Genomic DNA, 19,420 nt, shown 5'->3' with positions numbered 1-19,420 from the left:
GCAGAGGCGTGTCCAGAATGCCGCAACTTTGGGGTTGGTGGTGCTGGGGCCGGTACTGGCGCTTGCGACCTTCCTTGTGTTGGGTCCGTTTGACCTTGGCGCGTCTTCCAACGGCCTGCGGGCGATTCTTTTAGCTGATCTTGTCTATGTGCTCGTGGTGGCAACTTTGGTGTTGCAAAACGTCATGCGGGCCATTGCTTCGCGACGGGCAAAATCGGTTGGTTCACGGTTGCATTTGCGGCTGACAGGGGCCTTTGCACTCCTGGCGTTGGTGCCGGCGGTGACCGTGGCGGTGTTTGCTGGATTGACGCTGAACATCGGTCTTGAAGGCTGGTTCAGTGAGCGGGTGAGGCAGGTTGTTGGCAATTCCCTGTCGGCGGCGCAGGCCTATGAGCAGGAACACATCGAAGGGCTGGAAGAAGACGCCGGGTTGCTGGCGGACTTCCTCAACGAGAACAAGCGGCGCAGCTTTGGTTTGGATGCCGGAGAAGTGCGCGTGTTGCTGGCCTCTGGTCAGGTGCAAATTCAGCGCGGTCTGAAAGAAGCCTTTGTGATCGACAGTGCCGGTGAGATTCAGGCGCGCGGCGAACGGTCCTACCTGTTTGATTATGAGAAGCCCTCTGAGGCGGACATGCAGGTGGCGATTGACGAAGGCTCGGTGATCATTCGCGATTTGGATAACAACGAGATGCGGGCGCTGGTGCGGCTGGACGCGTTCCTGGACCGGTTCCTGTATATTAGCCGCGAGGTGGATGCTGAGATCTTCCAGCTTCTAGACGACACGCAGGCCAGTGCCCGGCTGTATTCGCAGCTGGAAAGCGAGCGCGGACAGCGGCTGTTTGAGTTTGGCATGATCTATTTGGGTTTTGCGCTGATCCTTGTTTTGGCGGCGATCTGGATGGGCATGTGGTTTGCGGAACGGTTGTCGCGGCCAGTGGGTCGGTTGACCGGCGCGGCGCAGCGCGTGGGTGCTGGTGATCTAGACGTGCGGGTTATCGAAGAGGATGGCGACGACGAAATCGCCATGCTGAGCCGGTACTTCAACCAGATGACGCGGCAGTTGAAAGCGCAGCGCGAGACGTTGTTGGACAACACCCGGCAGATTGATCGGCGGCGGCGGATGTTTGACTCGGTGTTGAGCTCCGTGACCTCTGGCGTTGTGGGGCTAGACAGCGAAGGCAAGGTGGCCTTTGTGAACCGTTCCGCCCAGCGCCTGTTGGATTGGGACGAAGATCGGCAAGAGATGCCGCTGACGCTGGCGGTGCCGGAGTTTGGACCTTTGCTGGAAGAGTTGCAATCCAGCGGTAAAGAAGTGGCGCAGGAAGAGGTGAAGGTCAGCCGGTCTGGCCGGTTGGAAAACCTTTTGGTGCGCATGTCGACCCGGCGGCGCGATGATGGCTCGCTTGAGGGCTATGTGGTGGCGTTTGACGATGTGACCGACCTTGTGACGGCGCAGCGCATGGCGGCCTGGGGCGATGTGGCGCGTCGGATTGCGCACGAGATCAAAAACCCGCTGACGCCCATCCAGCTGAGTGCGGAGCGCATTCGGCGCAAATTTGCCAGCAAGGTGGGCGAAGAGAGCGATCAGCTTGAGCAGATGACCGAGGTCATTGTACGCCAAACCAACGACCTGCGTCGGATTGTGGATGAGTTTTCCAAATTTGCGCGGATGCCTGAGCCGGAGCATAAGTCGGTTGAGGTGGTGGAACTGGTGTCTGGTGCCGTGCTTTTGCAAGAGGCAGGGCAGCCAGAGGTGCGGTTTGAACGGGACATTTGCAAAGGGCCGATGGCGGCGGATCTGGATGCGACGATGATTTCTCAGGCCTTGACCAATTTGATCAAGAACGCTGGAGAAGCCATTGAAACCTTGCAAGAAAAAGGTGTACCTGACGGGTTTGTGCCGGAAATACATGTGAGTTTGGTCCGGGACGTGGATCAAGCGGTGGTGCGGATTGCGGACAACGGCATTGGTCTGCCGGAGGACCGCGCGCGGTTGTTTGAGCCTTATGTCACCACGCGGGACAAGGGCACGGGGCTTGGTCTCCCGATTGTGAAAAAGATCATCGAAGAACACGGAGGGCAGCTCGCGCTGCTGGATGCGCCGGTGTTTGACAACAATTCCCACGCAGGTGCGATGGCCGAAGTTCGGCTGCCGCTGACTCAGCAGGCTGTGGCTGTGAGGGAATCCAAAGAGAGCGAGCGAGTATTATGAGTGACATCCTGATCGTAGATGACGAACGCGATATCCGGGAGTTGATTTCGGATATTTTGAAGGACGAAGGCTACACCACCCGGCTTGCGGGCAACTCGGATGACGCCATGGCGGAGGTGACCAGCGCGCAACCGGCGTTGATGATCCTCGATATCTGGCTCAAAGACAGCAATATGGATGGCATAGACATCCTAAAGGCAGTGAAAAACGACTATCCGGAAGTGCCGGTGGTGATCATCTCGGGGCATGGCAACATTGAGATTGCGGTCGCGGCGATCAAACAGGGCGCTTATGATTTCATCGAGAAGCCGTTCAACATTGACCAGCTTTTGGTGGTGATCAAACGCGCGATGGAGACCAGCCGCCTGCGCCGTGAGAACACAGAGCTGAAGCGGCAGGACAGCAAGCCAGCGGAGCTGATCGGCGAGAGTGCCGCTTTCCGGGGCATGATTTCGCAGTTGGACAAGGTCACGCGTTCCAACGGACGGGTGATGCTGACCGGTCCGGCGGGAGTCGGGAAGGATGTGGCGGCGCGCTACATTCACGCGAATTCCAACCGAGCGGGAGCGGCGTTTGTCACGGTGTCTTGCGCCGGCATGGACCCGGATCGGGTGGAGGAGATCCTGTTTGGTCGCGAGAGCGCGGAGCGCGGTGTTGAGACCGGTCTGTTGGAGCAGGCCAACGGCGGCGTGATCTACTTTGACGAAGTGGCGGATATGCCGCTGGCAGCGCAGAGCAAAATCCTGCGGGTGCTGGTGGATCAGCAGTTTACCCGTGTGGGCGGCGCAAAGAAAGTGCGGGTTGATTTGCGGGTGATTTCCTCGACAAACCGCAACCTAAAACAAGCGATTGACGCGGGGACTTTCCGGGAAGAGTTGTATCACCGGTTGAATGTGGTGCCGATCTCGGTGCCGTCTTTGGAAGAGCGGCGGGAGGATATTCCAGCCCTGGCGGCCTATTTCCTTGCGCAGCTGAATGATGCGCAGGGTTTGCCGCTGCGTGAGCTGAGCGCGGATGCGGCGGCGTTGATGCAGACCATGGTGTGGCCGGGCAATGTGCGTCAGTTGAAGAACTTGATTGAGCGGGTGCTGATCCTAGGTGACGGGCAAGGGCCGATTGAGTGCCGAGAGTTGCCGGGGGAAAGCGATGCGCCAGCGGAAGAAGGGCGAGTCGTGCTGTCCGGTGCGTTGGCGACCTTGCCATTGCGCGAGGCGCGGGAAGCCTTTGAGCGGGAGTACCTGCTGACGCAGATAAACCGGTTTGGCGGCAATATCAGCCGCACTGCCAGCTTTGTTGGCATGGAGCGCAGCGCACTGCACCGCAAGCTGAAGTCTTTGGGTGTGGTGACCTCCAACAAGGCAGGCACACGTGTGGCGCATGTGACTGGTGAAGAAGAGGAAGCGCGAGAGGCTGGGTAAGCCCAGCCTCTGCATTTTGCTTACAGCGGCTTGTTGAGATCGATGATCACGCGGCCGCCACCTTGCTTACGCAGGCCGCAGATGTTTGGGGTTAGCGTGGGCGCCACAGTGAGCGGCGCAAAGGAGCGACCAGCCAACTGTTCGTCCGTACAGTAAGGGATAGTCACACGCTGATACCCGCGCGCGTTCATACAATTGCGCACCTCAGTATAGCGCGGCCCCTCGTTGATGTCGTAGCTTTCGGGGCGCTGGCCAACGACGCGGCCTTCCGCGTTATAAATTGGCCACCAGTCGGTGACGATGCGCGGCGGGAACCGATCCGCTGCTTGCCGATTACACTGTGCCTGGTCAACATTGTGTTCGGTTTTGGTTTTGCCAACCTGATACATGGTGCTGAACTCGGTACAGGCGGCCAGGCTCAAGACAAGTGACAGGCTCGTTCCAAATGTGATCAAGCGATGCATGTCGGCAACCCTTTCCTAAAGCGGCTTGCTCAGGTCCACCAGAACCCGTGTGTTGTTGCTACGCACGGCACAGAGATTCGGCGCAGGCGCTGGAGCTCCTGAAACGGCGGCGAAATTCCGGCCTGCGAGCTGATCGTCTGTACAAACTGGGTGGATGACCGGAACATACCCCATAACGCGCATGCAATCGGTTCGGTGCTCAGAACGCATGGATGCATTCACATCGCGCGACTCAACTGTCGCACCGCCCCAGTAACCACCACGGCCGTGATACCCAGCCCAGCCTCCGTATCCCCAACCATTGTTGATGGTTGTGGTAAAGTTTGCTGCCGGAAAGAGACGGTTTGCCTCGACCTGACACGCAGTTGCATCTTGTTGCATCCTGTTGCGTGAGACCCCGGACTTGGCGAAGCTTTGATAGCTTGTGCTGCTACAACCGGCGATCAGCGCGGCGACCAGGCACAGACTCATTGTAGATCTGAACATCTTGGAACCCTCTGATTCCATTCCAATAAAGCGCGAATGCTCAGAAGGGTCAACGGTTGCAATTGACCTGATAGGCGGGTTCTGGCATGCCTGAGGGCCGAAACCCTAGAGGGAAGCACATGAAGGTCATTATTTGCGGAGCCGGTCAGGTTGGGTGGCAGATTGCACGCCATTTGTCCGGAGAAAACAATGACGTTACCGTTGTCGATAACAACCCGGAGCTGGTGCGCCGTGCAACGGATACATTGGATGTGCAGGGCATTTCCGGGTTCGCGAGTTATCCTGATGTGCTTGACCGAGCCGGGGCGCGGGATGCGGATATGGTGATTGCCGCGACGTATTCTGACGAGGTCAATATGGTGACATGTCAGGTCGCGCACTCGGTGTTCTCTGTGCCACGAAAAATTGCGCGCCTGCGGAGCCAGTCCTATCTGGATGTGCTGTATTCCGATCTGTATCGACGCGATCACATGCCGATTGATGTGGTGATTTCACCAGAGCGCGAGGTGGCGGATGCGGCGTTGAAACGTTTGGCCACACCGCGCGCCTTTGACGCGGAAACCTTCTTGGGCGGTAAGGTGCAGATGTTGGGCCTGACACTGGACGAAGATTGTCCGGTGGTGAACACGCCCTTGCGACAGTTGACGGATCTGTTTTCAACATTGAGCGCGGTGGTCGTGGGCGTGCGTCGTGGCGGGACCCTGATTGCGCCGGACCCCGGAGATCAGCTTTTTGTTGGCGACGATATATACGTGTTCACTTTGGCCGAAGACGTCAATCGAACCATGGAAGTATTTGGAAAACAGCAGAAAAAGCAGGAGCGCGCGGTGATCGTTGGCGGCGGCAACGTCGGTCTGATGGTGGCGCAGCGGCTAGAGGCCAGCGCCTCGCGGGTGCGGACCAAGATCATTGAGCGCGACAGAAAGGTGGCAGAACGGGCCGCCGAAGCGCTGGAGCGGACCATTGTTCTCAATGGGGACGGTATGGATGTGGCGTTGCTGGCGGAAGCAGGGGTGGATCGCGCGGATGCGGTTCTCGCTGTGACAGATGACGATAAGACCAATATGCTGGCTTCGGTACGGTCCAAATCTGCCGGCTGTCCGCTGGCGATTGCCCTGATCAACGATCCGACGCTCGCGCCGTTGATGACACCTTTGGAGATTGACGCCTTTATCAATCCTCGGGCCACGACGGTGAGTTCTATCTTGCGTCACATTCGGCACGGACGGGTGAAAGACGTTTATTCGGTGGGGGATACCGAGGCAGAGATTATTGAAGCAGAGGTGCTTTCGACGTCACCTATTGCGGGCCAGATGGTGCGGGACATTGAATTTCCGGAAGGCGTATTGATTGGCGCCATCTTGAAAGGCTCCGAAGTCGTGAAACCGAAGGGCGGGACGCGCATTGATGAAGGCAACGTGATTGTGCTGTTTTCCCTGACCTCAGACGTGCCAGAGGTGGAGCGGCTGTTGCAGGTCTCCATCGACTTTTTCTAAGCCATGAGATTGGGCCTGTCTCAAATTCCACTGTTTGTGCAGATGGTTCTGTTCTCAGGGGCCATGATGTTGGTGCCTGCGGTTTTGGCCGTGTATCAGGATCAGCACTTTATCGCCCGCATGTTCTTTTACGGCGGCATTCTGGTGCTTTTTGCCTGCGTTTTGATTGCGATTGCCACGCATGGTACCAAGCGACAGGCGCGGACGTCTGACAATCTGAAAGCTCTGTTTTTTGCAATCACGCTGCTTCCGGCTGTGCTGGCTTGGCCGATGTATGAAGCGCTGGATGTGGTGCCGTTTCTGGATGTTTATTTCGAGATGGTCAGCAGCCTGACAACCACGGGTATGACGATTTACGAGCCGGCGAGTATGCTGGTCGATCCGCTGCATCTTTGGCGTGGCATGGTGGGCTGGCTGGGTGGTCTGTTGATGTGGATTGCGGCGGCGGCGGTTTTGGCGCCGTTGAGCCTCGGGGGGTTTGAAGTGACCGCTGTGGGGGAGCCGGGGCAGGTGAGCAGCAGTCTTGGCCATATGCAGCGCGCGCATCCGATGAAACGCTGGAGCAAAGCGGCGCAGGGGTTGGTGCCGATCTACGCTGGGCTGACATTTGCCTTGGCCGTAATGCTGATCATTCTGGGGGACAGACCGTTTGTGGCTACAATGCACGCTATGGCCACCATGTCGACCAGCGGTATTTCGGCGGTGGGCGGTGTAGGGTCCAGCGTCAGTGGCGTTTCGGGCGAGATGGTGATCTTTCTGTTTTTGCTGTTTGCCTTGTCGCGCGGGACATTTAGCTCGGATACGGGTTCTGTGCGGCGCAGCAACCTTTGGGAAGACCCGGAGTTGCGCATGGGTTTTCTGATCGTGGCTGTGGTCCCGACAGCGCTATTTATGCGCCATTGGGTGGGCGCGTTTGAAGATGATGCGTTGCAAGATCCGGCGGCGGCTTTGAAGGCGGCCTGGGGCGGGATTTTCACGGTGATGAGTTTCCTGACAACCACTGGATTTCAGAGTGGTGAGTGGGAGGTGGCGCGCGAATGGAGCGGGCTGTCCGCCCCTGGTCTGATCCTGATGGCTTTGGCGATGGTTGGCGGCGGTGTGGCCACCACGGCGGGTGGTGTGAAGCTGTTGCGGGTCTATGCGCTCTATGTGCAGGGGCTTGGAGAAATGGAGCGCCTGGTGCATCCCAATGTGGTGTTGGGGCGGCGCAGAACCGGGGCGCGGCAGATCCGCCGCAAGGGCGCGGTGATTGCCTGGGTGTTTTTTATGCTGTTTGCGCTGTCGATTGCGACAGTGACCATTGCGCTGGCGCTGCTTGGAAATGACTTTCAGGAGGCGACTATTCTGGCAATTGCGGCGCTGACCACGGCTGGGCCACTGACGCAAATCGCCGGAGAGTTTCCAATTGCGATTTCGTCGCTTGGCGTCGCAGAAAAGCTTATTTTATGTGCAGCTATGACCTTCGGCAGGTTGGAGGCCTTGGCTATCATCGCATTGATTTCACCGGATTTGTGGCAGAAATGATGCGGTTGACGTTGGGCCTGACCAAAAACTTAACAATTTAGGCTGGTAAGTCATAAATCCACGTTCCATACTCGCCGCGCACGACTACCCGATGCACAAACAAGAACAAAGGCAAGCGCGACATGGCTTCGGATCGACAGAATCTCCAAGACGCATTTTTAAATCACGTCCGGAAAACCAAAGTTCCGGTAACCATTTTCCTGATCAATGGCGTAAAATTGCAGGGTGTGATCACCTGGTTTGACAATTTTTGTGTGTTGTTGCGCCGCGATGGTCAGAGCCAACTGGTGTACAAACACGCGATCTCGACAATCATGCCGGCGCAGCCGATTTCTCTTTACGAGGGTGAAGACGCCTCTTGATGGAGCATGACACGCAGGTGACCCGCGCTTGGGTCCTGCATCCCGATATCACTGGCGCCGATGTGCGGCGCGAGGCCTCTTTCGCTTTGGAAGAGGCCATTTCGCTTGCGGCGGCGTTGCCGGAGCTTGAGGTTGTTGGCTCAAACGTGGTGCGCTTGCCACGGGCGCAGCCAGGCAAGCTTTTTGGCTCTGGTAAAATCGAAGAGCTGAAGGCGCTTTTTAAAGCCAATGAAGTGGAGCTGGTCCTGATTGATGGGCCGGTGACGCCGGTACAGCAGCGCAACCTTGAGAAGGAATGGAAGGTCAAACTTCTGGACCGGACCGGGTTGATTTTGGAGATCTTCTCGGATCGGGCCCGCACGCGCGAAGGCGTGTTGCAGGTCGAGATGGCGGCGCTGTCTTATCAACGTACTCGATTGGTAAGGGCCTGGACCCACTTGGAACGTCAGCGCGGCGGACTTGGGTTTGTGGGTGGTCCTGGAGAAACCCAGATTGAGGCTGACCGGCGGGCGATTGATGACCAGTTGGTGCGGTTGCGGCGGCAGTTGTCCAAGGTCGTGAAAACCCGCGAATTGCACCGTAAAGCGCGCGCCAAGGTGCCGTTCCCGATTGTGGCTCTGGTGGGGTATACCAACGCCGGAAAGTCCACGCTTTTCAATCGGGTAACCGGCGCGGATGTGATGGCGAAGGACATGCTTTTTGCCACATTGGATCCGACCATGCGTGCGGTGGAGTTGCCCAACAATGGGCCGGAAGTGATCCTGTCGGACACGGTGGGCTTCATCAGTGATCTACCGACGCAGCTGGTGGCGGCTTTCCGCGCAACCTTGGAAGAGGTTTTGGCAGCGGATTTGGTGCTACATGTGCGCGACATTGCGCATCCGGAAAGCCAGCATCAGGCCGAAGATGTGACAACCATTTTGGAAGAGCTGGGGCTGAGCGAGGACACGCCACAGATTGAGGTCTGGAACAAGATTGACCTGCTGAGCGCGGATGAGCGGGATGCGGTGGTTGCCAAAGCTGAGCGCGAGGAGGCGATCTTTGCCGTGTCTGCGGTGAGCGGGCAGGGGCTGGACGAGATGTTTGCCGCCATTGCACAGGCATTGTCTGGAGAAAAGACACGCGAAGTGCTCACCCTGCCGTTTGCACAAGGCAAAGGCCGGGCGTGGCTGTTCAAAAAAGGCGTTGTCGAAAGCGAAGAGCAGACCGAGGACGGCTTTGAAATCACCGTCCTGTGGTCGCCAAAGCAACGCGCGCAGTTTGAGGGGCTTTAGGCCCTTTATTGCGCGCGGGGCGTGAGGGTTGTGACGCCCACTGCGGCGGCGCGGGCCAGTTCTTCGTCCAAGGACATCGGGATATATTCGCCGCGTCGCCAGAGTTGCGCCATGTCATCGTAGAAGCGTGACAGGAAGTGGCCGGATTGTCCGGTGGAGATGATGAAGACCGAGCTGTCGGGGTCGGCGAAGTCATAGACTCCGCGATAGCCCGCTGCATGCACGTTCAGGAATGGGTTGTCGCCGGTGCCGGAGGTTTTACCGCGCTGAAGCGTGTTGTCGCCGCCAGATGTGGATTGGCGGATGTTCACAAAGAAGCGCAGGACCGGCACTTTGCCAAGGACTTGATGATCATGGGTGGCTTGGTGCACGTCGCCCCAGCGCAGCGCCTCAAGCTGTTGACCGTAGCGTTCCTCGATGGCGATAAGCGCGTCATCCAGCGCGAGGCGTGCCATGTCGGCGCAGGTTTCTTTGGGCGCGCTTTGGCGTACGTCGCACCACGCTGCTGCGCCGCCCACATTGCGGAACACACGTTCGATGAAGAGCGGCTCTACATGGGTGAATTCATCGGCCAGGGGGCCAAGATCGTCGCGGATCAGTCGCTCTTGCAAAGCACGGGTCCAGGCGGCGTATATCAGCGGCTCCGGCATATGCTCGTTCATCTCGCCGTTCCACTCGGAGAGCAGGGTTAGGGCGCGCTGCCGTTGGCGTTCGCGGGAGCCTTCGGGCGCGGCTTCGCCAGTGAACCACAGATCTGCCCCAATGAGCGGGAGCAGGGCGCGGGCAGAGAAGCTGACGGTGTCGAGTTGTGCCTCGATGAAGCTGTCGCGGGTGTGCACGCGGCGGGATTGCATCAGGCGGGTCCAGCGTTGAATGCGTTGGCTGTCGCCCCAAACGTGAGAGATGTGAGCCGGGAAGGGCCGCTCGACCACTTTGTTGTTGGTGTTGCCGACGATGCCGCCAACGGGCTCGATAAAGGACGGATTGGCGGAGGCATCAAAGGTGCCTTGCCAGCGGTTTTCCGCGCGCCAGCCAAGCGCGGGCAAACGGCCCTGGCTTTGGTGGTTGATGGCGCGTTTGGGCAATGCACCTATCAGCTTCATGCCGATGTTCTCGCGGTCTGCCAGCGTCAATGTGAGGCCCGGGGCAATGTGGCCTTCGGTGGCTTCCATCCCATCCTCGACGGATTTGGCAAACATCAGAGCCATCAGCGCGCTGGTGGAGGTGTCGCGCGGGCTGAGCGCGGTCCATTGGAGCGCCGCGACGTGGCCGGGGGGCGTGATGGTGCCAAGGTTGAAGTCGGAGCCTGGCAGGACGGGGCCGTTTTCGGTCCAGCGCAGGGTGAGTGTGACCGGATCCGCGTCTTTGATGGTGATGATCGATTTGCGGGTCACAAAGGGTTTGAAGCCGTGGGGCGTGCGATAGAATTCAGAGTTGGACGGGTCCAGTTCCTCTATCATCACGTCCTGATCGTCGACATATGCGGCGGTGACGCCCCATCCGAGGTCATTGCTGCGTCCGGCCAGTACCACTGGGATGCCCGGAATGGTCGCCCCGATCACGCCGCCGGAGGACAGCTCCAAGCGCGCGAGATACCAGATGGCAGGCGCGGACAGGCCAAGATGCGGGTCGTTGGCGAGCAGGGTGCCGCCAGAGGCGCTGCGGTTGGGCGCGGCAGCCCAGGCATTGGACGCGCCGGAGAGACTTGGCAAAGCGAAGGGCGAAAGCGGATGCTCGGGCAGTGGCGTGCTTTTGGCAAAGCTTGGCGTGTTGGGAACAAGGCTGGCGTATTCGGGCAGAGCAGCCACGCCTGTACCGGGCGCGTCAGGCAGAATGTCGACAAGGCGCGCTTGATCCGGCAAAGCCAGAGAGGTGCGGGCGCGCAGGACTTCGAACTGCATATGCCCGGTGAGCTGCAGCGCCATGAGTTTTTGCAAAGCAATGGAGTCGGCCGGTTGCCACGGGGCAAAGCTTTGTTTGAACAGGAAGAGTTCCGGCGCGCCGCGACCCAGGGCCTCGGTGTTCACCTCGTTGATGCGCGCGTTGACGCCACGGGCGTAGGCCTCCAACGCGGCGAGGGTTTCATCGTCTTGCACCAAGGCGGATTGGCGGGCGGCGCCTGCCAGATCAAAGCGGCGCATAAGTTTGTCGATGTCCAATGTGCGCGGGCCAAAGACCTCGGACAGACGGCCCTGAACCGTGCGGCGCATGGTGAGCATTTGCCATAGACGGTCTTGGGCGTGGGCATAGCCAAGGCCAAAGAACACATCGTCGTCGGACTGGCCAAAGATGTGGGGCACGTTGGCGTTGTTGCGCACAATCTCGACGGGTTGCGCAATGCCCGTGACGGTCAGGGATTTATCGTATGTCGGCAGGCTGCGCGAGGCGAGGAAATAGACCAGCAGGACGCCCAGCACACATAGAATCACCAGGCCGCTCGCGATCCGCAAAAGCCATTGAAAGAATGTGGTCATGGGGCTGCCCTTGTTTGTTCTTGCCTTCTGCCTGCGCAGGCGAGACAAGTATTACGACAATAGACAGTTGGGGAAAAGACGATGGCAAAAGTTGCCTTTTTGGGTCTGGGTGTAATGGGCTATCCGATGGCTGGCCATTTGGTGAAGGCCGGTCACGAAGTGACTGTTTTCAATCGCACAACTGCCAAGGCAGAAGCCTGGGCGCAGGAGCACGGCGGGGCGTTTGGTGCGACGCCAAAAGAGGCCGTGCAGGGCGCGGATTTTGTGATGTGCTGTGTTGGCAATGACGATGACCTGCGGCAGGTCTGCATCGGCGAGAATGGCGCGTTTGAAGGCATGGTGGCGGACACGATCTTTGTCGATCACACCACGGTGTCCGCCAAGGTAACGGCAGAGCTGTATGACGCGGGTAAGGCGCAAGGCATCGCTTTTGTGGATGCGCCTGTGTCTGGCGGACAAGCCGGGGCCGAGAATGGCGTTTTGTCGATCATGTGCGGCGGGGATGAAGCGAGTTATGCCGCAGCGGAGCCGGTGATGCAGGCCTATGGACGCTCCATCAAGCGTTTGGGCGGGAGCGGCGCCGGGCAGTTGACCAAAATGGTGAACCAGATTTGTATCGCTGGCTTGGTGCAGGGCCTGTCAGAAGGGCTGCATTTTGCCGAGAAAGCCGGGTTGGATGGCCGGGCAGTTGTCGAGGTGATCGCCGGTGGCGCTGCGGGCAGTTGGCAGATGCAGAACCGCTATGAGACCATGATCGACGATGAGTTTGAGCACGGGTTTGCCGTGGACTGGATGCGCAAAGACCTTGGGATTTGTCTGTCGACCGCGGATGAGGTGGGCGCGAGCCTGCCTGTCACCGCGCTGGTGGATCAGTTCTACAAAGATGTGCAGAAGCAAGGCGGTGGGCGTTGGGATACGTCGAGCCTGATCAAGCGCCTGCGCGCGATGGGCTAAGCACACCTGCTTGGCGCATAAGATCAAGCGCCATTTGCCAATAGGGCGTCCCGTTTGGGGCGCCGCCATCAAACAACGCATGCACCGGCGCGTTGTGGCCTTTCTTCTCGCAGATTTGAATGTCGATCGGGGCATTCGCTTGCGCGATGAGCGGTGCCAGTACTTCGCAATTCTTGGTTGGTACAATGCGGTCCTCGCAACTGTGCAGCATGAGGCATGGAGCTGCGTTTTCCGTCAGTGCCCAAGGATGTTGTAAGGCGGCACCGAGGGCGATCACGCAGGCGGGCTTTTCATAACTTGGCAGGTTGTCGCTGGGAAACACCAAGGATAGGCCAACCATACCGCCGGCCGAGATGCCGATGAGACCTATGGGCAGCGCATTGAAATTTGTTGGGCATTGGTCTCTTCGTAGAAACTCGAACGCGGCACCGACGTCTTGGCGCGCGGCTTCAAACCGAGGACCCATCAGATTGTGCTGTAGTGTGATGCCGTCGTCTTTGGCGCGGCGCCGATTGGCGTAGACCTGGCGTCTGATCGGAACCGGCAGGTCCGTGTCCTCGGCATTCAAGCGATAGCTGATTGACGCCATGGCCACCCCAAGATTGGTCAGCCGACGAGCCAGTTTTTCAGCCGGCGGCCCAACACGGTCGCCTTTCATAAAACCACCGCCATTGGCAAACATCATTAAGCCAGATGGTGGTGTACTGTCTGGCAGAAACAAATCGAGCGCGAGGGTTTGTCCGTCGCGCTCGATGTAAGGAATGTCTTTGAGGCACTGCATATCCAGTGAAGTCAGAGACTTACGGGATAATGCGTGTGTATTTGATGCCTTCGAGCGTGGCGCCGACTTTGAGACCCGCCTGACCAAAGATCACCGCGATCACCGGAGCTAGCAAGTTGGTGGTTTCCGCAGAAATATTGGCGCCTTCGTTGGCGACCACATATTGCACTCCGGCTCCGGCCGCCCAGCCGGTGGAGCTGCGGAACTCGGTGAGCGCACCTTCGGTCATAAAGAAAAGCACATGGGCGTGTTGTTGTGCCCCGATTTGCAGACCAACGCTGCCTTTGGTGGCAGAGTAGTAGTCAACGGTCACATCGTCGATGCGCAGGGCGCCACGGCCGTAGCCGCCGCCAAAGCCAAAACCCGCCTCGGTGATCAGCGGCATTGTCAAAATGCCGGTGGATTTCGCCTTCAGATCCAGTGTGTTTGGGTATTCGGTGAAGAGATAGTCCAGCGTGGTATCAACGCGCGCGTCGATCTCGCTGGAGGCGTTGGAGCCTACGCCGTTTCCGCAAGCTGCGGTCATGCCTGCCGCTGCAAGTCCGCTCAGCGCAAAGCCGCGTCGTGTGAGAGTGTTCATGGTCTTTTGCCCATATGTTTTGGTTCTGCTCATGCCACCGGTTTCTGTGATCCGGTTTGGCATCATTATAGATGGCGCAGACTTCGATGTCACGAAAACTGCGCCGGATCACTATATTTTGTGTGGTTCTTGGCTACTTTTCCGCCAGTTTGCGAGCCACAGCCGGTGCAAAATAGGTCAGGATACCGTCGCAGCCGGCACGTTTGAACGCCATCAGGCTTTCCAACATGGCTTTGTCGCCGTCGATCCAGCCGTTTTGGGCCGCGCCAGTGATCATCGCATATTCGCCGGAGACCTGATACGCAAAGGTGGGCACGCCAAACTCGTCTTTCACATTTCGGCAGATGTCCAAATAAGGCATGCCGGGTTTGACCATCACCATGTCGGCGCCTTCCGAGAGGTCGCGCGCCACAAGGCGCAGAGCTTCATCCGCGTTGGCCGGGTCCATTTGATAGGTGGTTTTGTCTCCTTTGAGCGCGCCGGAGGCGCCAACCGCATCGCGGAACGGGCCATAAAACGCACTGGCGTATTTGGCGGCGTAGCTCATCAGCATGACGTTCTGAAAACCGTTGGCCTCCAGCGCAGCGCGGATGGCGCCGATGCGGTTGTCCATCATGTCCGAAGGTCCAATGATGTCCGCACCAGCTTCGGCTTGGGACAACGCCTGTTTTACCAGTGCCTCAACGGTGGCATCATTGACGATCTCGCCGTCCACCAAAAAGCCGTCGTGACCGTTGATGTTGTATGGATCCAGCGCGACATCGGTCATCACGGCGATCTCTGGCACTGCTTCTTTGATTGCGCGGGTGGCGCGGTTGGAGAGGTTGTCCGGGTTCCAGGCCTCTGAGCAGTCTTCGGTTTTTAATGCCGGATCAGTGTAGGGAAACAGGCAAATCACCGGGATGCCCAAATCCGCGGCTTCGCGGGCGGCCTCGACAATCTTGTCAACGGACCGGCGGAACACGCCCGGCATGGAGGGAATAGGCTCTTCCACGCCTTCGCCATCGCGCACAAAAACTGGCCAGATCAGGTCATCCACGGTCAGCGTGTTCTGGCGCACAAGGCCGCGCACAGCAGCCGATTGTCGAGTGCGGCGCAGTCGAGTCGTGGGAAAAGGCGCTGGCGTGTGGGTCATGGCAGGCTCCGTAAATTTGCAACAGCAGAGGTGCCACGGATTTTCGCGCACCTCAAGGCTAGGAATTGCCGCACGGGCGCGGTATGTGAGGTGAAATTCTAAAGGGCAGTGAAGACTTTGGACCTGAGCCAAACACTTTTTGAACTCATCGATATGCGCAGCTTCAGCAACCTCTGGTTCTGGATTGCACTTGCGGTTTTTTGGTCTTCGGCCAGCCATTGGGTGCTGGGCGTGCCATGGGATTCCGTGTTGCGGGCCAAGCGGAAAGGCGGACAGGCGGAGATTGACCTTCAGGATCTGGTGCGGATCAACAGCAATCGCTTGCTGCATATTATTGATGTGTCAGGGCTTTTCCTAATTGGTTTCACGTTCTTCATTCTCACCGGACTTGCTGGTGTTGGGTTTGCCTATAACGTGGAGTTTGCACAGGCGGTGTTTTTGTTGCTGTTTCCCATGAGTATTGTCAGCATGCTGAGTGTGCGTGTTGCGCGGCGTATTCGCGCGGACAGCCCCACAGGAGAAGAGCTGCGAAAGCGGCTGGCGCGGCATCGCTTTTGGGTGCAGTTTATTGGCATGATCTCGATTTTTGTGACCTCGCTTTGGGGCATGTTTCAGAACTTCCAAATCTCGCCACTTGGCTAAGTTTGCCCGCGTAACAACTTGAAAACTGGACGGTTACACCGATGAAAGACGCGCAACACATCTCTGTTGGTGGGGCACCGGAGGGCTTTGATGCTCAGCTGATCCTGAAAGAGGTTGCAAAGAGCAACGGGCCGGTGGTGCATGTGGCGCGTGACGACAAGCGCATGGCTGCGACCAAGTCAGCGCTTGAGTTCTTTGCGCCGGACATGCCGGTGATTGTGTTTCCGGGGTGGGATTGCTTGCCGTATGATCGCGTGTCGCCGAATGCCGATATTTTGGCCACGCGCATGGCGACATTGGCGGGGCTGGTGCATGATATGCCCAGCCAGTTTGTGTTGCTGACCACGTTGAATGCGGCGACGCAGCGCGTGCCTGCACGCAAGGTGTTGAAAGAAGCCGCGTTCCGCGCACAGTTGGATCAGCGTGTTGATGAGGGCGCCTTGCGGCAGTTTCTGGTGCGTATGGGGTTCACGCAGGCACCTACAGTGATGGAGCCGGGGGATTATGCGATCCGGGGTGGGATCATCGATATCTTCCCGCCGGGTGACAGCGGGCCGGTGCGGCTGGATTTCTTTGGCGATGTGCTCGATGGCGTGCGGCGGTTTGATCCTGCAACTCAACGGACGACCGAAAAGCTGGATGTTATCGAACTGGCGCCAGTGAGCGAAGTCATACTGGACGAGGCGGCGATTACGCGATTTCGGCAGAATTACCGTATCGAGTTTGGCGCGGCGGGCACGGATGATCCGCTTTATGAGGCAATCAGCGCGGGACGCAAGCATCAGGGTGTGGAGCATTGGCTGCCGTTCTTCCACGAAGACCTGGAAACCCTGTTTGACTATTTGCCGGATGCGGTGATTTCCGTGGACGATCAATCGGATGCGGCGCGCATTGCGCGCTGGGACAGTGTTGCGGATCAGTATGAGACCCGCCAACACGCGATGTCGCAGAAGGCGCGGTTGGACACGGTGTACAAGCCTGTGCCGCCGGAGTTGTTGTATCTGGATGATGCGGCATGGACCGCCGCAATTGGTGGCCGGCGGGTGTTGCACTTCTCGGCATTGCCGCAGGCTTCTGGGCCGGGTGTGATCGATGCAGGCGGGCGCATTGGCCGCAATTTCTCGCCCGAGCGTCAGCAGGAAAACCTGAGCCTGTTTGGCGCTTTGGCGGACCATATTCGCAAAAAACTGGCGGATGGGCCGGTTGTGGTGGCCAGCTATTCCGAAGGTGCGCGGGAACGTTTGAGTGGGTTGATTGAGGATGAGGGGCTGGCGGAGACCATCCACGTCAACGATGCGCGTAACCTTGGCAAGACTGGGCTGTTTCTAGCAGTTTGGGCATTGGAGCATGGATTTGAAACGCCGGGTATGACGGTGATTTCAGAGCAGGATGTCCTGGGCGATCGTTTGATCCGTGCGCCGCGCAAGAAAAAGCGGGCCGAGAACTTCTTGACCGAGACGCAGTCGTTAAGTCCTGGCGATTTGGTGGTGCATGTGGATCACGGTATTGGGCGCTATCTGGGGCTTGAGGTGGTGACTGCGGCGGGCGCGGCGCATGAGACCATTGCGCTGGAATATGCTGAAAGTGCAAAGCTTTACCTGCCAGTTGAGAACATCGAGCTGCTGTCCAAATACGGCCATGACGAAGGCCTGTTGGACCGGCTTGGTGGCGGTGCTTGGCAGGCGAAGAAAGCCAAGTTGAAAGAGCGCATTCGCGAAATGGCGGATCGGCTTATTCGTGTGGCGGCGGAGCGGGAACTGCGGTCTGCACCCGTTCTGGAAGCGCAACATCATGCCTGGGAAGAGTTTTCGGCGCGGTTCCCTTATCAGGAGACCGAGGATCAGCTGCGCGCGATTGAGGATGTGATTGGAGATCTGGCGTCCGGGCGGCCGATGGATCGGTTGGTCTGTGGTGATGTGGGCTTTGGCAAAACCGAGGTGGCGATGCGCGCGGCTTTCGTGGCGGCAATGTCTGGTCAGCAGGTGGCAGTGATTGCGCCCACCACCTTGTTGGCACGACAGCACGCCAAAGGATTTGCGGAGCGGTTTCGTGGGTTTCCTTTGGAAGTCAGGGCCTTGTCGCGCTTTGTTGCAGCCAAAAACGCAGAGAAAACCCGCGATGGCATGGCGCGTGGCACCGTTGATATTGTGGTGGGCACACATGCGTTGCTGGCCAAGAGTATCCGGTTCAAGAACCTGGGTCTGCTGATCATCGATGAAGAACAGCATTTTGGTGTGGCGCATAAGGAGCGGCTCAAGCAGATGCGCAGTGACGTGCATGTGTTGACACTGACCGCGACGCCAATTCCTCGGACCTTGCAGTTGAGCCTGTCCGGCGTGCGGGATCTGTCGATCATTGGCACGCCGCCGGTGGACCGACTGGCGATCCGTACTTATGTGAGCGCCTTTGACGCGGTCACGGTGCGAGAGGCGTTGTTGCGGGAGCACTATCGTGGGGGACAGAGTTTCTACGTGGTGCCACGCATCAGTGATCTGCCTGAAATCGAAGAGTTTTTGCGCGATCACGTGCCGGAAGTGAGCTTTATCACCGCCAATGGGCAGATGGCGGCGGGCGAACTCGATGACCGTATGAATGCGTTTTATGACGGCAAATATGACGTGCTGTTGGCGACGACAATTGTGGAGAGCGGGTTGGATATTCCGACCGCCAACACAATGATCGTGCATCGTGCGGATATGTTTGGGTTGGCGCAGCTCTATCAAATTCGCGGTCGTGTGGGGCGTTCCAAGACGCGGGCTTATGCCTATTTGACCACAAAGCCACGTGTGAAACTGACGGATGCGGCGGAAAAACGGCTGCGGGTTTTGGGGTCTTTGGACACGCTTGGGGCCGGATTTACGCTGGCTTCTCAAGACCTTGATATTCGCGGGGCCGGTAACCTGTTGGGCGAAGAGCAGTCCGGGCAGATGCGGGACGTGGGTTATGAGCTGTATCAGTCGATGCTGGAAGAGGCGATTGCCAAGATCAAGGCGGGTGAGTTGGAAGGTCTGTCAGATGGCGATGACCAATGGGCGCCGCAGATCAATCTCGGTGTGCCGGTTCTGATCCCGGACAGCTATGTGCCGGATCTGGATGTGCGCCTTGGTCTGTATCGCCGTTTGAGCGGCTTGCAGGGCAAGGTGGAGCTCGAAGGCTTTGCAGCCGAGTTGATCGACCGGTTTGGGAAATTGCCCAAAGAGGTCAATACCTTGCTTTTGATCGTGCGCATCAAGGAAATGTGCAAGAAGGCAGGCATTGCCAAACTTGATGGTGGGCCCAAGGGGGCGACCATTCAGTTCCACAATGACAAGTTTTCCTCGCCGCAGGGGCTGGTGGAATTCATTCAGGACCAGAAGGGACTGGCCAAGGTCAAAGACAACAAGATTGTTGTGCGGCGGGACTGGAAGAAGTCGTCTGACAAAATCAAAGGCGCCTTTGCGATTGCCCGTGATCTGGCGCAGAAGGTTGTGGACGAGAAGAAGCGCAAGAAGGCGAAAGCGGCCAAATAGCGGTTCGGTATTGCGTCGGTACCACGGCTGTTTTGCGGAGGTGCGTTCTGCGCAGACAGGATGGGGGCGCTGCCCTCAGATGTCCGCGCTGTTCTGGGCCAAAGGACAC

Annotated in this window: 14 protein-coding genes; 9 read left to right on the top strand and 5 right to left on the bottom strand. The window is 58.3% G+C overall.

Going from position 1 to position 19,420, the window contains the following annotated elements:
- The first annotated feature begins 28 nt into the window (after positions 1-28).
- Together MK208_RS06050 and MK208_RS06045 are read left to right on the top strand one after the other, a co-directional pair.
- The gene (locus MK208_RS06050) at positions 29-2,212 is read left to right on the top strand and encodes a PAS domain-containing sensor histidine kinase (RefSeq protein WP_294114918.1); all 2,184 of its coding nucleotides are present in this window, start codon (positions 29-31) and stop codon (positions 2,210-2,212) included.
- On the top strand, positions 2,209-3,630 hold the full coding sequence (locus tag MK208_RS06045) for a sigma-54 dependent transcriptional regulator (protein ID WP_294114917.1): 1,422 nt from the start codon (positions 2,209-2,211) through the stop codon (positions 3,628-3,630). The genes MK208_RS06050 and MK208_RS06045 overlap by 4 nt, the downstream gene beginning before the upstream one ends.
- Positions 3,631-3,650: 20 nt before the next feature.
- Here MK208_RS06045 and MK208_RS06040 read toward each other — a convergent pair whose 3' ends face one another.
- Positions 3,651-4,094, bottom strand: coding sequence for a hypothetical protein (locus tag MK208_RS06040; protein WP_294114915.1), 444 nt, complete (start codon positions 4,092-4,094; stop codon positions 3,651-3,653).
- 605 nt (positions 4,095-4,699) lie between these two features.
- Between MK208_RS06040 and trkA the strand changes: the two genes are divergently transcribed.
- The 4 genes from trkA (at position 4,700) to hflX (ending at position 9,236) form a co-directional block, all read left to right on the top strand.
- The gene (gene trkA, locus MK208_RS06035; RefSeq protein ID WP_294114913.1) at positions 4,700-6,076 is read left to right on the top strand and encodes a Trk system potassium transporter TrkA; all 1,377 of its coding nucleotides are present in this window, start codon (positions 4,700-4,702) and stop codon (positions 6,074-6,076) included.
- A gap of 3 nt (positions 6,077-6,079) precedes the next feature.
- The gene (locus MK208_RS06030) at positions 6,080-7,600 is read left to right on the top strand and encodes a potassium transporter TrkG (RefSeq protein ID WP_294114911.1); all 1,521 of its coding nucleotides are present in this window, start codon (positions 6,080-6,082) and stop codon (positions 7,598-7,600) included.
- 122 nt (positions 7,601-7,722) lie between these two features.
- Positions 7,723-7,962 carry an RNA chaperone Hfq gene (hfq, locus tag MK208_RS06025; protein ID WP_008204623.1) on the top strand — a complete coding sequence of 80 codons (240 nt, stop codon included), beginning with the start codon at positions 7,723-7,725 and terminating at the stop codon, positions 7,960-7,962.
- Positions 7,962-9,236 (top strand): GTPase HflX, encoded by a 1,275-nt coding sequence (gene hflX / locus MK208_RS06020; protein WP_294114910.1) that lies wholly within the window; start codon positions 7,962-7,964, stop codon positions 9,234-9,236. The genes hfq and hflX overlap by 1 nt, the downstream gene beginning before the upstream one ends.
- A 5-nt stretch (positions 9,237-9,241) precedes the next feature.
- On the opposite strand, the gene MK208_RS06015 is transcribed toward hflX, so the two are convergent.
- Positions 9,242-11,710, bottom strand: a complete 2,469-nt coding sequence (locus MK208_RS06015; RefSeq protein WP_294114909.1) for a penicillin acylase family protein — start codon at positions 11,708-11,710, stop codon at positions 9,242-9,244.
- Positions 11,711-11,791: 81 nt separating this feature from the next.
- Between MK208_RS06015 and MK208_RS06010 the strand changes: the two genes are divergently transcribed.
- The gene (locus MK208_RS06010; RefSeq protein WP_294114907.1) at positions 11,792-12,664 is read left to right on the top strand and encodes an NAD(P)-dependent oxidoreductase; all 873 of its coding nucleotides are present in this window, start codon (positions 11,792-11,794) and stop codon (positions 12,662-12,664) included.
- On the opposite strand, the gene MK208_RS06005 is transcribed toward MK208_RS06010, so the two are convergent.
- The 3 genes from MK208_RS06005 to hemB all read right to left on the bottom strand — a co-directional run bounded on the left by MK208_RS06005 (position 12,639) and on the right by hemB (position 15,160).
- Entirely contained in the window at positions 12,639-13,445 is an 807-nt protein-coding gene (locus MK208_RS06005) for a hypothetical protein (protein WP_294114905.1), read from the bottom strand. The genes MK208_RS06010 and MK208_RS06005 overlap by 26 nt on opposite strands.
- Positions 13,446-13,464: 19 nt before the next feature.
- Positions 13,465-14,025, bottom strand: coding sequence for a YSC84-related protein (locus MK208_RS06000; protein ID WP_294114903.1), 561 nt, complete (start codon positions 14,023-14,025; stop codon positions 13,465-13,467).
- 133 nt (positions 14,026-14,158) lie between these two features.
- Positions 14,159-15,160, bottom strand: coding sequence for a porphobilinogen synthase (hemB, locus tag MK208_RS05995; protein ID WP_294114901.1), 1,002 nt, complete (start codon positions 15,158-15,160; stop codon positions 14,159-14,161).
- Positions 15,161-15,277: 117 nt separating this feature from the next.
- Here hemB and MK208_RS05990 point away from each other — a divergent pair, with 117 nt between their 5' ends.
- Together MK208_RS05990 and mfd are read left to right on the top strand one after the other, a co-directional pair.
- Positions 15,278-15,802, top strand: coding sequence for a component of SufBCD complex (locus MK208_RS05990; protein WP_294115236.1), 525 nt, complete (start codon positions 15,278-15,280; stop codon positions 15,800-15,802).
- 41 nt (positions 15,803-15,843) lie between these two features.
- Positions 15,844-19,311, top strand: coding sequence for a transcription-repair coupling factor (mfd, locus tag MK208_RS05985; RefSeq protein WP_294114899.1), 3,468 nt, complete (start codon positions 15,844-15,846; stop codon positions 19,309-19,311).
- Positions 19,312-19,420: the final 109 nt, after the last annotated feature.

The organism is Shimia sp. (assembly GCF_022448905.1).
In the GTDB taxonomy this organism is placed as follows: domain Bacteria; phylum Pseudomonadota; class Alphaproteobacteria; order Rhodobacterales; family Rhodobacteraceae; genus Shimia.
This window is presented reverse-complemented; position numbering and strand designations above follow the sequence as displayed.